The organism is Streptomyces sichuanensis (genome assembly GCF_020328095.1).
In the GTDB taxonomy this organism is placed as follows: domain Bacteria; phylum Actinomycetota; class Actinomycetes; order Streptomycetales; family Streptomycetaceae; genus Streptomyces; species Streptomyces cinnamoneus.
The window spans coordinates 1-16,973 of the sequence record NZ_JAIXMK010000014.1 but is presented as its reverse complement, the minus strand read 5'-3'; the positions used below and the strand labels follow the sequence as shown (position 1 = coordinate 16,973).

11 protein-coding genes are annotated in these 16,973 nt (G+C 74.4%); 1 reads left to right on the top strand and 10 read right to left on the bottom strand.

Annotated features, from left to right (window positions below; genetic code table 11):
- Nucleotides 1-169: 169 nt before the first annotated feature.
- Entirely contained in the window at nucleotides 170-631 is a 462-nt protein-coding gene (locus tag LE181_RS07280; protein ID WP_225660339.1) for a contractile injection system spike tip protein, read from the top strand.
- 21 nt (nucleotides 632-652) lie between these two features.
- On the opposite strand, the gene LE181_RS07275 is transcribed toward LE181_RS07280, so the two are convergent.
- The 10 genes from LE181_RS07275 to LE181_RS07230 form a co-directional block, all read right to left on the bottom strand.
- Nucleotides 653-2,092: an ATP-binding protein gene (locus LE181_RS07275; protein ID WP_225660338.1), complete on the bottom strand. Its 1,440-nt coding sequence runs from the start codon at nucleotides 2,090-2,092 to the stop codon at nucleotides 653-655.
- Nucleotides 2,089-2,745: a Pvc16 family protein gene (locus LE181_RS07270; protein ID WP_225660337.1), complete on the bottom strand. Its 657-nt coding sequence runs from the start codon at nucleotides 2,743-2,745 to the stop codon at nucleotides 2,089-2,091. The genes LE181_RS07275 and LE181_RS07270 overlap by 4 nt, the downstream gene beginning before the upstream one ends.
- On the bottom strand, nucleotides 2,742-6,446 hold the full coding sequence (locus LE181_RS07265) for a hypothetical protein (protein WP_225660336.1): 3,705 nt from the start codon (nucleotides 6,444-6,446) through the stop codon (nucleotides 2,742-2,744). Before LE181_RS07265 ends, LE181_RS07270 begins: the two co-directional genes overlap by 4 nt.
- A 16-nt stretch (nucleotides 6,447-6,462) precedes the next feature.
- A complete protein-coding gene (locus LE181_RS07260) occupies nucleotides 6,463-9,630 on the bottom strand; it encodes a baseplate J/gp47 family protein (RefSeq protein WP_225660335.1) in 3,168 nt (1,055 codons plus the stop codon).
- 24 nt (nucleotides 9,631-9,654) lie between these two features.
- On the bottom strand, nucleotides 9,655-10,164 hold the full coding sequence (locus tag LE181_RS07255; protein ID WP_225660334.1) for a phage tail protein: 510 nt from the start codon (nucleotides 10,162-10,164) through the stop codon (nucleotides 9,655-9,657).
- A gap of 20 nt (nucleotides 10,165-10,184) precedes the next feature.
- The gene (locus LE181_RS07250) at nucleotides 10,185-12,254 is read right to left on the bottom strand and encodes a baseplate J/gp47 family protein (protein WP_225660333.1); all 2,070 of its coding nucleotides are present in this window, start codon (nucleotides 12,252-12,254) and stop codon (nucleotides 10,185-10,187) included.
- A gap of 8 nt (nucleotides 12,255-12,262) precedes the next feature.
- Nucleotides 12,263-12,679, bottom strand: coding sequence for a GPW/gp25 family protein (locus tag LE181_RS07245; protein WP_225660332.1), 417 nt, complete (start codon nucleotides 12,677-12,679; stop codon nucleotides 12,263-12,265).
- 35 nt (nucleotides 12,680-12,714) lie between these two features.
- Complete coding sequence (locus tag LE181_RS07240) at nucleotides 12,715-14,490, bottom strand: VgrG-related protein (RefSeq protein ID WP_225660331.1); 1,776 nt, start codon at nucleotides 14,488-14,490, stop codon at nucleotides 12,715-12,717.
- Nucleotides 14,487-15,194, bottom strand: a complete 708-nt coding sequence (locus tag LE181_RS07235; protein WP_225660330.1) for a CIS tube protein — start codon at nucleotides 15,192-15,194, stop codon at nucleotides 14,487-14,489. Before LE181_RS07235 ends, LE181_RS07240 begins: the two co-directional genes overlap by 4 nt.
- Before the next feature lie 72 nt (nucleotides 15,195-15,266).
- Complete coding sequence (locus LE181_RS07230) at nucleotides 15,267-15,704, bottom strand: phage tail protein (RefSeq protein ID WP_225660329.1); 438 nt, start codon at nucleotides 15,702-15,704, stop codon at nucleotides 15,267-15,269.
- Nucleotides 15,705-16,973 lie beyond the last annotated feature (1,269 nt).

The window sequence follows — 16,973 nt, the reverse complement described above, 5'->3', positions numbered from 1 at the left end:
ACGACGGCAAGGTCATCTGCGACATCGGTGTCGCTCCGGTGCGGCCCGCCGAGTTCGTGCACTTCACCATCACCCAGATCGCCGGCCAGCCCGGTCACAGCAGCTGACGGCGACCCGCCGGCCCCGCACCCGCGGGGCCGGCGGAACCGCCCCGGCACAAGGGGTTCACATGTTGCGACTCGTGCTGCGCGCGGGGGACATCGTCACCCCCCTGCCGCAGATCGCCTCGACCAAACCGGTACCCGGCCTGCAGGGAACGCTCACCCCCGTGCCGACACCGCTGCCCGGCTCGGCGGCCTTCACCGTGGAGCGCATGACCGCGTGCGTACCCGACGACATCGAGCGACTGAGGATCTACGTCTTCTACGCCACTCCCGACTACCCCGTCCTGGGCATCGGCGAGGTCCGGCTGAGCCTTTCGCCGCGCCACCGGTCACGCCACGCACGCACCCGGCGGGGCACGGAGGTCGCCCTCGACGGCGGCCCGCTGGACCTGGTGCTGGTGCCCCGGCTCCCCGCCTCGAACCCGGCCAACACGGCGATGCCCAACGATCCGTCGAAGGAGTACGCCGGCCGGGCCACCCTCACCTGCCCGCGCGTCCGCCCCGCACGGGCCGGATCGCAATCCTGACTCCCGGGACCCCATCCCGGCTCAGCTCGGCAGCACCGACTCGTCGAAGTACCGCCCCAGCTTGACGTACTCGTCCCGCACGGCATCCAGCAGATCGCCGGTGCCCACCGGACGGCCCGTCTCCGCCGCCCGGTAGGCCGCGGTCAGCGCACAGCAGCGGATGGCACCCCCGGGCAGCTCGAACGCGTCCGCCAGCAGCCCCAGGTCGAGCTCCGGCGCGCGCGGGAGGAAGGGCCCGAGGCAGCGGTCCCACAGGGCCCGGCGCTGCTCCGCGCCGGGCGGGCCGAACGGCACCACGAGGTCGAGCCGGCGCAGGAACGCGGAGTCGATGTGGTCGTGCACATTGGTCGTCAGGACGGTGAGCCCGTCGAAGGACTCCAGGCGCTGCAGCAGATACGCGGTCGTGGTGTTGGCGTACCGGTCGTGCGCGTCCACGGGCCGGGACCGCTTGCCGAAGACGCCGTCCGCTTCGTCGAAGAGGAGCGCCACGCGGGCGGGGTCGGCCGCGCGGAAGAGGAGTTCGAGGTGCTTCTCCGTCTCGCCGATGTACTTGTCGACGACCGCGGAGAGATCGACCACGCGCAGCTCCAGCCCCAGATCGGCGGCGACGACCTCGGCGGCGAGCGTCTTGCCCGTACCGGACGGGCCGCTGAACAGGGCGCTGACGCCCCGGCCCCGCCCGCCTCCGGGGCGCATCTTCCACGCGCCGAGGACGCGTTCGCGGTGCCGGGCCCGGCGGACGAGGTCGCGCAGCAGGGCGCGGGGGCGGTCGGGGAGGACCAGGTCGTCCCAGCCGACGGCCGGCCGGATGCGACGGGCCAGCCGGTGCGTGGGGTCCTCGGGCGCGGCGGGTGGGGGCGGTGGTCCGGTGAGGCCGAGGAGGTGGTCCGTCACCCGGTCGGGGACGCGCAACGAGCGGGTGAGGTACGGGCGCTCGGGGTCCTCGACCTCCAGCAGGCCGCCCGCGCGCAGCGGTCCGGCCGGGTCCAGGGCCGCGCGCCCGTGTGGCTCGCCGGGGTGCAGGCCGCACAGGTGCAGGGCGAGACCGATGGTGGCCCGGCGCAGGGACACGTCGTCGTTGAGGTAGCCGTAGCAGCGCTCGTAGCCGGGGTCGAGGTCGGGGGCGAGGGCCACCAGCAGGAGGTCGCTTTCCAGCGGGGACAGGCTCAGGGCCTGCAGCGGGAGGACGGCTCCGGCCTGTGCGGCCGCCCGTTGGGCTGCGTCGAGGTCTTCGGCGGCTCGCCGCTCGTCGTCGTCCGGTGGGAGTGGCCCGGGGACGGTCCGCAGGAGGTGCGGTGCCATCGCGTCGGAGACGTAGAGGCCGCGGAACGGGTCGTCCAGCGGCTGGGGATCGTCCTGGGCACGGGCGGCGACGGCCCGCCGGACCCGGTGGCGGAGGAGATCGAGCCGGGCGAGGAGGGCGTCGGCGGGGGTGGGTGGCCGGAGCGGTGTCGTCGTCATGACGGCGTGTCCCCCTCCTCCCGCGGCGGCCACTTCTCCCCCTGGGGTGGCGGGTCCGCGCGGGGCAGCTCCACGTCCAGGACGAGCGGCTCGGTGACCCAGTGCTCGTAGGGCTCGACGACGAAGGTGAGCAGGGGGACGGTCACGGTGACGTGGAGGGCGGGGACGAGGGCGTGGCCGACGGCGGACCACAGCTCCTGCAGGGCCCGGTCGTGCACCGGCGGCCGGCCGACTTCGAGCAGCGCGCACAGACCCATGTCCTCCAGTTCCACCGGCAGGTCGAGTTCGAACTCCCGGTCCGTGGACAGCCCGGTCAGCAGCCTGCCCAGCATGTGGTGGGACGCCCTCGGATCCGGGGCCCAGGCCGTGATCAGATACGACAGCCGGGCGTAGCGGGGCGGGTCGTGGTAGGCCGTCTTGACCGGTTTGCCGGGTGGATAGCCGTCCGGGACGCCGTAGTGCTGGACGAGTCCCGTCTGCCGGCGGTCGAGGTCCTCGCGGATGTCGTGGAGGTAGATGCCGACGGTCTCCGTGCCCATGGTCCGGCCGGGTTCCTTGCCGGCGGACGGCGGGCGGAAGTCGACGGGGCATTCGATGGGCTTGAGGTCCTGCTTGACGCGCTGCTCCAGCGCCTTGTCGACGATGTCGATCATGAGGACGTCCCCTTCGCGATGTGGACCTGACGCAGATCGGTGCCGGCCTCCGGGGCGGTGCCGACGGGCACGTGCCCGGCCATGTCGGCCACGACGAGGCCCGGGGTGCCCTCGTCGACGACGTACAGCCGCCGGCCCGCCGTCCCGGGCCGCAGGGCGAGGCCCGCGAGCTTCGTACCCGCGCGAAGGGAGTGCCGGACGGCGCCGCTCGCGGCGTCGAGCACGCGCAGATCGCCGCTGTTCTCGTCGGTGACGTACACCGACCTGCCGTCCGCGGAGACGAGGAGTCGCCGGGGAGCGGAGGTTCCGGGCAGCGGCCAGGCGTTCGGGAGCACCTGTGGGGCGCCCAGGCCGAGACCACGGATCCGGTCCTTCTGCGCGAGGAACGCTCCCGGGCCGTCGGGGCGGAACGCGACCGCCCCGGCGTCGGCGGACGCCGTTCCCGCGAGCTGCGGCCGGGCGGGGTCGGTCAGGTCGAGGAGGTGGACGCCCTTGTCGTCGGTGCTGACGCAGGCGTGGCCGCCGAGCGGGTGCACACGGACCGACCGGGGACGGCCGGGCAGCAACAGCTTGGCGCGCGGGCGTTCGATCGGTGCGTCCGGCGGAGCGGACCCGGCGGACAGCTCCAGGACGTGCACGGCCGCGCCGTCCTGGCCCTCGGCGGTGAGCGCGTAGAGGTGGGCGGGCGCGACGGCCATGCTCCGGACGGAGGGAAGGCCCACGGCGAAGGCGTCGGCCACTACGGGCTCGCCGGGCGCGGCGAGCGCAAGAGCCCAGAGCGTGACCACGTCGTTCAGGACGCCCGTCACGAAGCCGTGGGTGGCGTCAGGGTGCAGGGCGAGGGCGGTGGGCGTCTGAGCACCGGTCAGGGGAACGGCGGTTCCCGTAGCGGGTGTTGCGGGGTTGTCCAGGCGGACGACGTGGAGCACCGGCTCGCCGTGCTCCCCGGTGCCGGGGAGATAGGCGAAAGCGCCGTCCGGGTGGATCGCGACGTCGCACAGCCCGCCCGGGACGGGCAGCCGTTGTCCGTCGTCGGTGCCGGTCAGCCTGATGGGGCACAGTGCGTCCTGGTGCACGCGGTAGGCGTACGGGGCCGTGGGATGCACCGCCAGGGACAGCGGGACGGAGGAGTCGGCGATGGTGATGGCGTCGGCGGTCAGCTCGGGCTGCCGGCGCAGGACGGAGACGGAGCGGTCACCGGCGCAGGCCACGTACGCGCGCAGCCCGTCCGGGGCGCAGGCCACCCCCACGGGGTCGGCGCCGACGGGCAGCGTGTCCGACTTCTGCGCGGTGGCGACGTCGATCCAGTGCACGGACGGTGCCTTGGGCGAGCGGTCGGTGACGTACGCGTGGCCGCCGTCCGGGGTGCAGGTCACCTCCCAGGGACGGGAGTCGTCGGACGACGCGACGGGGACGGGCGTGACGCCGCTGCCGCGCACGGCGACCTCCTGACGCCGGTAGTCGGCGATGTAGAGCGTGTCGTCGTCGCCGGCCACGATCGTCCAGGGGTGGTCGGTGAGGGCCTGGGGCTGCGAGACGGAGGCCGCCCTGAGCCGGGTGTCGTCCAGGGTGACGGTGGTCAGACCGGCCGCCGCGGCGCCCTTCTCGTTGACCACGTACAGGGTGTCGGGGCCGTGGCACGCGATGCCGCGTACGCCGTCGACCGTCAGATCGCCCACCGCGGTCATGGTGGCGTTGGAGGTCTGGGGGACGGCGATCCCGTACACCAGGCCCTTGGCGCGATGGGTTGCGTACAGATGGGCGCCGTCCGGGGACAGAGCGAGGGAAGCAGGCAGGTCGTTGCTCGCCTCGATGGTGATCCAGCAATCGAACTTCACGTCGGAGTCGCCCGTGACCGTGAACTGGGCGACCTTTCCCGTGGCCGCACTGGACACATACAGATTCGCCTTCTGATCCGGACCTTCACCGGACAGCGCCAGCCCGTGAGGATGGGTCAGGTCGCTGCGCTCGATGCCCTGCTGGAACTCCCAGGCGTCACCGTCCCATCGCAGGACGGAGACCTTCGCGGGCCGGTTGCCGCGGCTGTCGTAGTTGGTGACGTACAGATGGTCGCCCTTCGACGAGAGCGCGATTTCGTGCGGTCCGGTGAAGTGACCCTGGTCCTGGTCGATGGAGTGGTCGAACGTCCAGCCCGTGGACGTGCGCCGGAGAATGCTGATCCGGCCCTTCGGGACGTCCATCTGCGAGCTCACGTAGTCAGCGACGTAGAGGACGTCACCACGGATCGCCAGGCCGAGGGGGATCTCGCACTTCACGACGTCCTTGCCGAGGGTGTACGAACCTCCCCGGAGATCGACCCGGGACGCGGTCCCCGCACCGGAGTCGGCGGTCACGGCATACCGGCCGTCCGGAGTGACGGCCACGCCGCGCGGCTGCGCGCCCTTCGCCAGGGCAGTGGGTTTCACCGTCACCGTGGACGTGTCGCCGAAGTCGCGGCCCTCCGCCGGGCGCAGGGCGAGGAGCTGATCGGTACCCGGGCTGGTGACGCAGGCGAAGCCGGAGCCCATGGCGATGCCCCACGCCGTGGTCCCGGACGGCAGGGCGACGGTGCCCCGGTGCGTGCCCGCCTCCAGATCGGCGACGGCGACGCGGTTGCCCGACGCGTCGGTGGTGCAGGCCCACCGCCCGTCGGGGGTCATCGCCGTGGCGAAGGGCGCGGTGACGTCGCCGGTGCCGACGCGGCCCGTGACGGCCGGCCCCACGCGGAGCGTGAGGAGCCTTCCGGTCGCCTGGTCGGTGACGTAGAGGAACCGTCCGTCGGGGTCGGTCGCCAGGCCCGAGGGCAGTACGCCGACGGGGACGTCGGTACGGGCGGCGGGTGCGGCCGGGGAGACCGTGCTGAGCACGCCCGTGGTCCGGCTGAGGACATGGGCCACGGTGCCGTCCGGGGACAGGAGTACCGCCGACGGTCGCCGGGCGACGGCGAGTGGGACGAAGGTCCCCGGCTCTCCGGTGCCGGCGTCGAGCGCGGCCACCCACAGCTCGGCGGACTCCTGGTCGGCGACCCACAAGCGGTCGTGTCCGACGACGACGGCGGCGGGGCCCGGGCCGACCGCGTGAGGCGTCGTCATCGCGGCACGGGCAAGGTCCACCACCACGACACCGGCCCCGTCGCACAGCGCGTAACCGAACCTTCCGTCCGACGACACCGCCACCGCACGGACGGGCGCCGGCATGACGGCGGATGCCACCGTCGGTGAACCGGGTGTGCCGACGCCGACCACGTCCAGCCGGCGGGCCGCCTCCGCGTCCTTGTCGTGCGCGACACATATCCACCGGCCCCCCGGCGCGCCCGCCAGCACGAACGGGCCACCGCCCACCAGCACGGGGCGGCCGCCGTTGCCGTTCTCGTCCAGGACGTGCACCACGTCGTCCGTCCAGGACGCCACACCGACCTGCCCGGCGAAGAGCCCGGCAGCCACCGCGCACAGGGCACCGGACAGATGCACCGTGGCGGCGGAGCCGCCGGGGACGAGGACAGAGAGTGTGCCCTCGTCGTAGCCGGCGACATAGGCGCGGCCGCTGTCCATGCCGAGCGCGAGCGCACGCGGATCCTTGCCCACGGGCACCTGCGTCGGCGCGCCCGGCGTGCCGTCCGCCCCCAGCTCCGCCATGACGACGTGGTCCGAGGCCCGGTCGAGGGCGAGGAGCCACCGGCCGGCTCCGGTCTTCCCGTCCATGAAGTGCCCTCTCTGTTCAGGGAGTCTCGGCGACGGTGACGCGGTGCTCGACGGAGTACACGGTCTGTTCGTCGCCGCAGTCGATGCGCGGGCCGGTCCCGGCGGCCGCCTCCGTGTCCATGTCGTAGCCGCGCAGCACCACCGAGTCGACGCGCGCGATGCCCTGCACGCCTTCCAGGACGCGGTACGCCTCGCCGGTGTACACAGGCCGCCCCAGCGGCCAGCCCTTGCCGTCGGGACCTCCGTCGACCGGGTTGAACCAGCGGTACAGGGCGCGCTCGGCCGCCATGGCCAGGGCCGTGCGTTCCGTCGCGGTCAGGTAGTCCTCGGGCACGACGTGGGCCTCGCCGCGGATGCCCACGTAGTGCGGTGTCTCCAGCCACACCGGGACGCCCGCCGGGTGCAGCGCGCGCAAGGAGCGCTGCACCGTGTCGCACGCGTCCTGGGTGGGGGTGAGCATCGGGAAGGGGAACCAGCCGCGCTCGTCGGCGGTGACGAACGGGACGACCTTCAGCCGGACGCCGGCCTGGAAGGTGCCGCCGCTGGTGTCGGTGAAGCCGTCCGCGCCCTGGCCGGACGCGGTGTTGCGGATCGACACGACACCCGGGGGAAGGCGCCAGGCCGAGTCCGCCAGGATGTCGTTGCCCTTCTTGCCCGCGGTGCAGCGGTAACCGGCCACGGTCACGGGAGAGTCCTGCTCGGGGATCCTGCCGTGCTGCACCGTGCGCCCCGAGCCGTCGGCGACGGCCGGACCGAAGTGGACCTGTCCGGTGGCGGCGTTGAGCACCACATGCGGGTCCGTCTCCCCGGAACCTTCGAAGGTGCTCTGCACGCACCATTCCTCGCCGCGGACCGAGACCGTGGTGGGCAGGGGATCGCACACTTGCGGGGTCATCAGGGCGATCACCTGCCCCGGCTCCTTCTTACCGGTCGAGGCCGAGGCGTCGGTGCGCGTCGCATACTGCAGGGCCTGCACGGGGCCGGTCGCACCGTCGTCGAAGGCGATCGTGTACGCGGTGGAGTCCGTGGCCTTCGGATCGCGGATCTGCAGAGCGAGCCAGACCCCGTCCGCCGTGGGGTAGTTGCCGCCGTGGCGGGCCACGGCATCGTCCACGCGCGCGGCGGGCCGGTCGGTCGTGGGCCTCCAGCGAGGCGAGTCGCTCAGCCGCAGGGGGTGCGAGAGCGCGGCGGTGCCGCCGATGGTGACCGAGGCGGGGGCCGCGCACGCGTAGGCCGCCGGGATGTCGGGTTCCCACCACGGGATGCCCCTGCGCGGGAGGAACACCGACAGCGCGATCCGGTCCGTGGCCTCGACCGTCCGGTCCGGCCGCACCCACAGGGTCGGATGAGCGAGCTCGGCGTCCCCGGGGAGACGGACGAGCGCGAGGGTGACGCCGGCGCCGGTGCGGTACGGACCGCTGACCGGCCCGTCCCCCAGGTAGTCGCCGGCGGCCAGGACGTCGTGGGCCCCGGTCACGCGGGGATCGGGGAACAGCCGGGCCACGCCGGCGATCCGGGTGGCGGCCCTGGTGGCCTCGCTCTGCGTGGTGAACACCACCCCGCCGTCCCGGGTGGTGACCTCGGTGCCGCCGGGCAGGGACGGTGTCCCCGCGTCGAGGACGAACCGGAGCGTGGTGACGGCCGGCCGGGCCAGGACGTAGTTGCGCGCCGGATCCAGGGTTCCGTCGTCGTCCGTGCGCACATGGTGGATGCGGGCCATCCCGGCCGAGGCGGCGAGGGCGAGCTGCTCGTAGTCGTGCGGCGTGACGGCCCGTTCCGGGGAGGGGGAGCCCAGCGGCAGCCGCTCGGCGCACTCGGCGGGCGTCTCGGCGTCGGTGCCGCCGGTGGCGGGCGCGGGGTTGGTGACGGCGGACACATACGGCAGCGGGGTGCGCAGGACGGTGATCGTACGCGCGGGGACGTTGCCTCCGGCCCCACCGCCGGTCAGATAGCGCGGGGCCCGGACCGCGGCTCCCGCGGGCAGGGGAACGCCGTGCCGCAGAGCTCCCCGGCCGGTTCCGACGACCGGGGCGAAAACGGCCTCGCCGCTGCGGGCGTCCAGGGTGAAGTGCCGGTCACCCGGCCCCGATCCGGCGAGCGAGGGCACGTACGTCCACCGGAACGCCCGTCCGGACTCGACGGCCTCCACCGCGAGGGTGTCGGTGGCGCGCAGCATGGGCGGATGGGCGAAACGCAGCCGTTCGCCGGGGGCACCGGTCGCGGTGCCCAGCTCCTCGTCCAGGACGACCCGGGCCTGCACCACGGGCACGGTCACCGACAGGGCCGGATCCAGGGCCAGTCCACGGATACCCGTCCCCGGGGGTGCGAGCCGGAGGAGGCCGACGTCGCGCAGTTGCCGGGCCTGCGCGTCGTCGTCCGGAGGGTCGAGGAGCAGCCGGGCGGGGGCGTGTGTGGCGGGTACGTCGAGCGTGACCCGTATCCGGCCGTCCGGGCCGACGGACCGGGTGGTCCCGCAGGCCGACCAGTGCGTTCCCTGCCACGCCTCCCAGAGCCCTCGGTCGTCCAAGGCCCCGTCCGGCGTGATGTCGAGGGCGATGCGGGTGCCGGGGACGGCGACCGACAGGACGACCAGTGCGTATGCCGCGGGTTCCGGTGGCGGCCGGTCGTCGCCCGGCGTCACGTCCTCGTAGGAGGGGAGGTTGAGGTGGAAGGCCGGCCCCGAGAACGTGCCCTTGCCTTCCGTCTCCCCGGTGAACGGCACGAGGGTTCCCTCCACCGCACCGCCCGCCGCGCCCCGCTGCGTGAACCGGCCCGCCGCCACCAGGACGCACGGATTGACGACGGCCTCGGCCACGGTGCTGAAGACCACCGGCTCGCCCGCCCCGGCCGGGGGACTGGTGGACACCTCCAGCCCCACCGGGATGCGTACGGGTTCGGGCGCGGGCGCCGCGAGCTGGAACAGCACGTCGGTACGGGCCGGCGCCGCCGGGTAGGGCCGTGGCCCCAGGAGGCCCAGCAGCTCCAGCCGGTGCCGGTCGGGGGCCCGGTTGACCCGGTCCCGCAGCGCCTCGGCCATGTCGGCGCACGACTCGATCAGTGCCCGGCCCGGGTCGGCGGGGTTGCGTCCCGTCCACGCGGGCAGGGCGGCGCGCACCGCGCGGACCGCGTCACCGACGATGTCCGCACGGTCGCGTCCGTCGTGGGCGGGGGGTGACAGTGTCATCCTTCAGGGCTCCCTGCGAACGGGTCAGTGGTCCACGGTGACCACGGTCTTGAAGGGCAGGTGTGCGGGGCAGTGGGCGGCCACCAGCCGGGTCAGCCGGCGTTCCGCGGTCAGGCGTTCCCCGACGCCGCCGAGGGCGAGGGTCACGGTCAGCATCCGGCCCGCGGGAGGTCGCCGGTCGCCCGTGAAGACGCCGCCGAGGTCCTGCACGTCGAGTGCCCAGCCGTAGATCTCCCGTGCCTCGCGCAGCAGTGCGTGCCGGGTGCCGCGGTGCGCGGCCAGCCAGGGTGCGAGGGCGACGGCCGTCCTGTGCTGGAGCTCGGTCCAGTCGGGTTCGACGCGGGCGCCGGTGATGTGCGCCAGCCAGCCCAGGAAGGAGACGGGAGCCGTCCAGGGGCCGAGTACCTCGGCGAGCCGGTCCAGGCAGTCCTGTGAGGGGGCCAGGGCGGCACCGATCCCGTCGGCGAAGGCGTGGGCGACGCGGTCGCCCGCGTACACGGCGGGCAGCGTCGGCGGCCGGGGGACATCGGACACGGTGCGCTCCTTCCTCGGGGTCAGTCCGTCACGTCGATCAGGCAGGCCGTCAGCAGCACCAGCCCGTTGTCGGGCACCTCGACGACCGGTGTGTCCCGGTCGCCCACCACCGACGCGTCGAGGACCGTCCGGACCTCCGGCACCGTTTCCAGGGCCGCGAGGACGTCACTGGCGTGGACGCGGCGGCCCCAGGGCCAGCCGCTGCCGGCCGGGCCGCCGGAGGTGGGGTGGAAGTACCGGTACAGGGCGCGCCCGGCCGCAGCCTTCGTCTCCTTGACGCTGTCCGCGGTGTAGGCCCAGGAACGGATCCGGGCGCGCGCCGCGAAGGGCCGGTAGTCGGGGCGGGCCACGTGGAGGCGGTCGCCGAGCAGCCGGGCGCCGTCCAGCAGCGCGCCGGCCTCCGCGAGCATGGCGTCGGTCACGTCCAGGTCGGCGTCCCGCAGCGGGATCGCGGGGTCGGCGGGAAGGTGGGGGACGAGCAGCACGCGCAACGCCGCGTCCTCGGGGAGCCACAGCGTGGACTCCGTCCGGGCGCCCTTGACGAAGAAGAAGACACCGTTCACGGTCACCACCGCGTCGGGCCTGTGGGCGCAGTGCGGGGACAGGTGGGGGAACGACTCCGAGATCAGGGACCGCACCCCGCGCCCGCCCGAAGGACGCAGCCTGCCGTTGTCGTAGGTGAACCGCCGGTGGTAGAAGCTGTCGTCGCGGAAGAAGAACACCTCGTAGTCGCCGTCGCCGTCGCCGTCGCCGTCGCCGTGCGCGAGGGCCGCGACGGCGTCCACCCCGGCACGGAACGGGTCGGGCAGGCCCGGGAACTCGTCTGCGATCTTCTTCGGACCGGAGTCCCCGGTCCATGCGCAGAGGTCACCGGAGAACCACAACCGCGATACGTCCCCTTCCGGTTCGAGTACCGCGTCGAGGCGCTGCGCCGCGAACTCCGGCGGATCGTCCTCGGCCGTACCGGCGAGCTCCAGGCCGGTCTCCAGATCCACCTGCCGGTGGGCCACGTTCCCGGCCGCGTCCACGAAGTAGTGGACGGCGCAGTCCGGATCGTGCACGGCCACGGCACACGCGGTGACGCTCTCCGGCCGCGCCGGCGGGCACAGCCCGTCCGGCACCCGCGGGTCCTCCGGCCGCACGCTGTCCAGCACCAGGGCGCGGGCTACGGTGAACGCCTGCTCGGTGAGGATCCGTTCGTGGTCGGCGGCGGTCACCGCCCGCCGCGGCGGCGCCAGTCCGAGCGCCGCCCGCTCCAGCGCCTGCCGCCAGTCCTCCGCGTCCCGGCCGGGCGCGACCACCTCCCCGACCACGGCCGGCGGGGTGTCCCCGACGAGTTCCGTGCCGGGGTAGACGCCCTCCCGCGCGCCCCGGCAGGCCGCATACGTGACGCACACGGACACCCCGGGCGGAGGAACCGCCCCCAGCTGCCGTTCCCCGCCGGCGAAGGGGACGAGCGGGCCGAACACGACCTCACCCACCGCGTCGTCCCACCAGTAGCAGGGCGTCTCCGCGTCGACCGCGGCGAAGGACTCGACCGCCGGCCACGCGCAGCCGCCCACCATCACCTCGGTGAGCGGGGACGGTGCGGGCGCGGCCGGACTCCAGGGACGGCGGGACGGGGCGAACCGCTGCCCCGGGGTGCCGTCGGACGTCCCGAGGTCCTCGGTGACCGCCTCCGCCCGCTCGACGGCCCCGACCGTCGCCGGCCGGTCCGCGGGCACCCGGACCGGAGCCGTCGTGCGCAGCACGAACGGGCGCTCCCGGGGAACGGCCAGCTCGGTCCCCGCGGGGACGTCCCTCTCGACGCCCGATGCGGCGAAGCGGACGACGACCCGGCACGGCACCGCCGCCATCGGCGTGATGCCCATCAGGGCCAGCAGCCGGGACCGCTGCTGCGGTGTCATGCGGTTCGCGCGGTAGACCAGCGCGTCCACCCGCCCGGCACACGCCTCCAGCAGCGTGACACCGGGGTCGGACACGTTGTGGTCGGTCCAGGACGGCGACCGCGAGGGCAGCGCGCGCTTGGCCGCGTCCACCATCGGCTGGAAGCGCAGGTCGTCGAGGTCGGGGACCGGGAGCTCCTGCATGCGGGCCGTCATCCTTCCCGGGGTAGTGTGTAGAACGGGAAGACGAGGTTGCGCGGCTCGTCGGTCGTCCGCAGCCGGTAACGGACGTCGATGTAGAGCACGCCCTCGTCCGCGGAGTCCGTGCTGAACAGCAGCTCGTCGAGCTCGATCCGCGGCTCCCAGCGCTCCAGGGCCCGGCGCACCTCCAGATCCGCGCGCGCCACCGTCGCGGCGTCCAGCGGGTCGAAGACCAGCCGGTGGATGCCGCACCCGAACTCCGGTCGCATGGGCCGCTCTCCCGGCGCGGTGCCGAGCACGAGGCCGATGGCCTGTGCCACGTCGTCGCCCCCGGTGGCCAGCGCCACCTCGCCGGAGGGGGTGAGGGCGCCGGGGAAGGCCCAGCCCGCGCCGATGATGTCGCCGATGCCGCTCTTCAGGGGATCCACTTCGCTCACCTGCCTTCAGTTGATGACGACTGCTCTCAGTTGATGTCGACGGGAGTGCCGGTGATCTCCGTCTTGCCGCCCTTGAGGGTGAGCTGGGCGGTCCCCTCGACGGTCACGTTCTTGCCCGTGAGCGTCAGGTCGCCCGGCCCGTCCGCCTCGATGCGCACCGTGCCCGCCTTGACGACGACCGTGCCCGACGTCCCGGCGTCGACGGTGACGGTCCCCGAGCGCGCGTCGAGCCGCAGCCGCAGCTCGCCCGCCTCCAGCGAGATCGCCGTGTCCTTGCGGTCGAGGTGCGCGGTCAGCTTCCCGTCGCCGGATTTCAGACGCACGCCCTGGGGGCCCTCGGCCGCGCTCAGGAGCTCCAGACGGTCGCCCGCCCGCGAGGTGACCGACCGCCGGTTCAGCCGTCCCGTACCGGCGTCCACCAGAGGCAGACCGTGGTCCGTCGGCGCGTCGGCCCCGTTGTACAGCCCGCCCAGCACGTACGGCCGGTCGAGCCGGCCGTGCTCGAAGCCGATCAGCACCTCGTCCCCGGTCTCCGGCGCGACGACGCCCCCGCCGCCCGCGCCGCCCCACTGCACCGTGCGCACCCAGTCGGTGACGTACTCCTGCGACAGCCACGGCAGCTTCAGCCGCACGGCCCCGCGCTGACCCTGCCCCGGTTCGCGGACGTCCGTCACGATCCCCACCGCGACACCCGTCCCGCACAGCGGCGGCGGGGGCGGCACGACCGGCGGGGGCAGCGCCCCGACCCGGACGCGGGTCAGAAAGCCGTGCTCGCCGTCGAAGGTGTGCAGGCAGGCCGTCGCCGTGTACTGCCCGGCGAACGGCGCGCCGGCGCCGTTCACCGTGAAGGGCACACCCGCGCGCAGCTCCGGAGTGCCGGCGACCATGGCCTCCAGGTCCGCCATCGCGGCCGCCGTATCGTCGGCCAGCGCGCGGGCGGCGGCGTCCACCTGCGCGGCGGTGGTGTACGGGCGGCCCGCCACCAGCAGCCCCGGCCGGTCGCCGAAGGGCCTGCCCAGCTCTCCCGGCGTCGTCCCCAGCCGCAGCCGCTCGCTGGCGGTGGCCGGGGCCCGGGACGTCACCGGGGACTTGGCCGCCTGGTCCCAGCCGCGCACCTCCACCTCACCGACCTGCCCGGCGCAGGAGACGCCCGTCCGCAGGGACAGCAGGTTCACCCCGTACTGGAGCACGTACGGGCTGCGGTCGGCGCCGGTCGACGGCGCGGGGGCCCGCGCGGCGGGGGCGAGCCGGCGCAGCTCCACCGTCCGTCCCTCGACGACGAGATGGAGCCCCTGCTGGCCGGCGAGGTGGGTGAGCAGCTCCCAGTCCGTGAGGTTGGGCTGGGACAGGTGCCGGATGCGCCCGCCGTCGGCCTCGACGCGGCCGGCCCGCAGACCGTGCCGGGCGGCGGCCCGCGCGACGACCTCCGCGACGGTCGTCTCGACGTACGCCGCCACCTGGCGGCCACGGGTCAGCCGGTGGCCCCGGTCGGCGGCCCGGACCGTGGTGAAGGCGCCGTCCGGGCCGACCTCCTTCTCCAGCGCGGTGACCTCACCGTCGAAGAGCGCTGTACGGGTGCGCTGCCGGGCCGCGGTCACCGAGACGGTCACGGCCGTGCCGACGGCGACGCGCACCCCCGGCAGCAGCCGGTGCTCCGGGTCGCGGAACCGCAGCCACGCCGTGGCCGGCAGCCCCGTCGCCGTCGCGACCCCCGCCGCCGCCAGGCGTTCGCTCCACTGCTCCGACAGCGCGACGCCGTCGAAGGCGACCACCGGCTCGGCCGCGTACGCCCGTTCCGTCACCGGCCGTCCTCCAGTACGGGCAGCAGCAACTCGCTTCCGGGGCGAACGGCCTCCGGGTCGTCGATCCCGTTGGCGCGGGCGATCGCCCGCCAGGCCGCGGCGTCCCCGTACGCGCGCCACGCGATCCCCGGCAGCGTGTCACCGGCCACCACCATGTGCGTGCCCACCGGGCCGTCCGCCCCCGAGCTCGGGTTCTGCCGGGGCGTCGAACCGCCGACCTCCTCCAGCGTCAGCGAGCACTCCGCGCGCAGCGGCGTACCGTCCGTCCCGAACCGCGTGTAGACGGCGTTCACCTGCGTGACGACGGCCGGAAAGGCGGTGGTGCGGGCCCGCCCCCACTCCAGGCGCACCCACGGCGCCGAGGCCGGCTTCGCCGCGGCGCTCTGCGCCGTCGGCGCGCAGCAGCCCAGCAGCGTCTCCACCTCGCCCTGGACACCGGTGCCGCTGCCGGGCGCGTCGAGGAACACGTCCAGGGTCATGGTCCGCGGCTCGGCGCCGATGAACTGTGGTCTGGCGGCCGCTGCGTTGGACGGTGCGCGGCTGCGGTCCCAGCGGGCCTGTTTGCCGACGGACAGGCGATCGGGGTTGAAGTGCAGCTTGACCCGGGTGCGTTCGGGCCCGGGTGTGGTGCCGGTGCCGGCCGGCGGATCGTAGATCACCAGGCATGCCCGTACGGGACTGCCTCCCAGGGGCAGAACGGCCATCGGCGGCGGTCCCTTCTGTCGTCCTCGCTCGCTGTCGCCTGTGCTCGCGTGTCGTCGGGTGGTCGCGGAGGGTCAGACCGTGACCCCGATGAATCCGTCGTGCGCGATTTCCAGGGTTTCTTGGGCCGGGAGGGACTGCCCGGTGTCGAAGGACGGCCCGCTCCACCGGACCGGCAGCACGCCGTCCAGCAGCCACCGGACGATCGGCCTGCGGTCCGGCCCGAGCGCCACCAACTGCCCCGGCAGCCTCAGGGGTTCGCGAACCTGCTGCTGGATCCACGCCCAGATGAGCACGGTGTCCTTCGTCAGGGGTCTGCCGAGCACGACGTTCGAGTAGCGGATGCGGGTCGGCAGGTGCCACACCCGCCCGTTCATGCCGCCTTCCGTCCGCTCCTCGACCTCCATGGAACAGCCCAGCCCCTCACACGAGGTGAACGAACCGAGCGAACTGTCGCCGATCGTCAGCTGGAACAACGAACTGACGGCGAACGGCTGGACCTGGTCCGGCATGGAGGCTCCGTCCGGGAAGGCGTCGGTGTCGTCAACGGGGGGCGTGTCCGGGGGGCGGGCAGTACGGCGCCGGCAAGCCGGCGCCGCGCTCCGGGAGGCCGAGCGCGGGCAGGACGGCGCGGGCGATCAGTCCGGCATGGGATTCGGCGATCCGGCGGGCGAGGAGGGCGGGGTCGGGGGGTGGGGGTACTACCGGCGGCACCGGGGCCGGGGCCGGGGACGGGGCCGGGGTAAGGGCCGGGGTAAGGGCCGGGGTAAGGGCCGGGGTAAGGGCCGGGGTAAGGGCCGGGGTAAGGGCCGGGGTAAGGGCCGGGGCCGGGGCCGGCGGTGAACCCCCGGGCCCGTGGGGGCGGGGCGAGAGGGGGATGCGCACGGCGGTCGACGGCGCATGGGGCAGGGGGTGCCCGATGCGAGGCCGGGGCAGGGGCGTGTCCGAGGGCCGGGTGGACGCGGCGGGGGAAGGCGGAGGGACCTCCGTGCCGTGCCAGGGCGAGGCAGGGGGCGTGAAACCCGTCCCGTCGTCGGACGCGAGCGGGGTGTGCGGGGCAAGGAGAGGGCCGGGGACGCTCCGGGGCACGAGGGGCAGTGGAGTCCCGGCACTGACGGGCCCGTCCGACGCCCCGGGGCCGGGGCGGACTCCGGCAACCCCTCCTGGCCCCCGGTCGGCCACCGGGAGACGGGAAGTGGGCAGTGCACGCTCGTGAGACGGGCTGGGGGCAGCGGGCCCGGCGTGCCCGGCCGCCGGCCCGTGAACCGCGACAGGTGACTTCGGAGAGAAGGCGGCGCCGAGGGCGCCCGGGCCAGGGGCCGGCCGGGACATCGGTACGGGGGAGCCCGGGGGAGCGGAGGCGCTCGGCTGCCGGGCCGGGGCGTATGAAGGGGAGGAAGCAGTCGGGGCGTGGCCGGCGAGGGTCCCCGGGGAAACCGGAGGCGCCTGCGAAGTCGGTGCGGAGAGCCCCTGGGCGACGGCCTGGCCGGGGGTCTGCGCGGGCGTCGCCCCGGGCCCAGTCCAGGGGTGGATCGCGGCGGGCGCTCCCGGGAGAACGACAGCCGGGGCGTCAACGGATGCCGGTGCGCCCGGAGGGACGGCCGGACGAGCCTTCCCGGAGGCCCCAGGGGCTCCCGAGGGGGCGGTGGGCCAGAGCAGTGGCGTGGGAAGCCCCGGAGAGACAACTAATGGCCACGGAACCGGCGGTGACGATGACGGCAGGGACGGAGGGGCATCGCCCGGACTGTGCCCCTGCGCTAGGGCGTGTCCGCCAAGCAGCA

Coding starts and splice junctions, on each gene's coding strand:
- LE181_RS07280 (WP_225660339.1), top strand. CDS start 170: ATGTTGCGACTCGTGCTGCGCGCGGGGGACATCGTCACCCCCCTGCCG.
- LE181_RS07275 (WP_225660338.1), bottom strand. CDS start 2,092: ATGACGACGACACCGCTCCGGCCACCCACCCCCGCCGACGCCCTCCTC.
- LE181_RS07270 (WP_225660337.1), bottom strand. CDS start 2,745: ATGATCGACATCGTCGACAAGGCGCTGGAGCAGCGCGTCAAGCAGGAC.
- LE181_RS07265 (WP_225660336.1), bottom strand. CDS start 6,446: ATGGACGGGAAGACCGGAGCCGGCCGGTGGCTCCTCGCCCTCGACCGG.
- LE181_RS07260 (WP_225660335.1), bottom strand. CDS start 9,630: ATGACACTGTCACCCCCCGCCCACGACGGACGCGACCGTGCGGACATC.
- LE181_RS07250 (WP_225660333.1), bottom strand. CDS start 12,254: ATGCAGGAGCTCCCGGTCCCCGACCTCGACGACCTGCGCTTCCAGCCG.
- LE181_RS07235 (WP_225660330.1), bottom strand. CDS start 15,194: ATGGCCGTTCTGCCCCTGGGAGGCAGTCCCGTACGGGCATGCCTGGTG.
- LE181_RS07230 (WP_225660329.1), bottom strand. CDS start 15,704: ATGCCGGACCAGGTCCAGCCGTTCGCCGTCAGTTCGTTGTTCCAGCTG.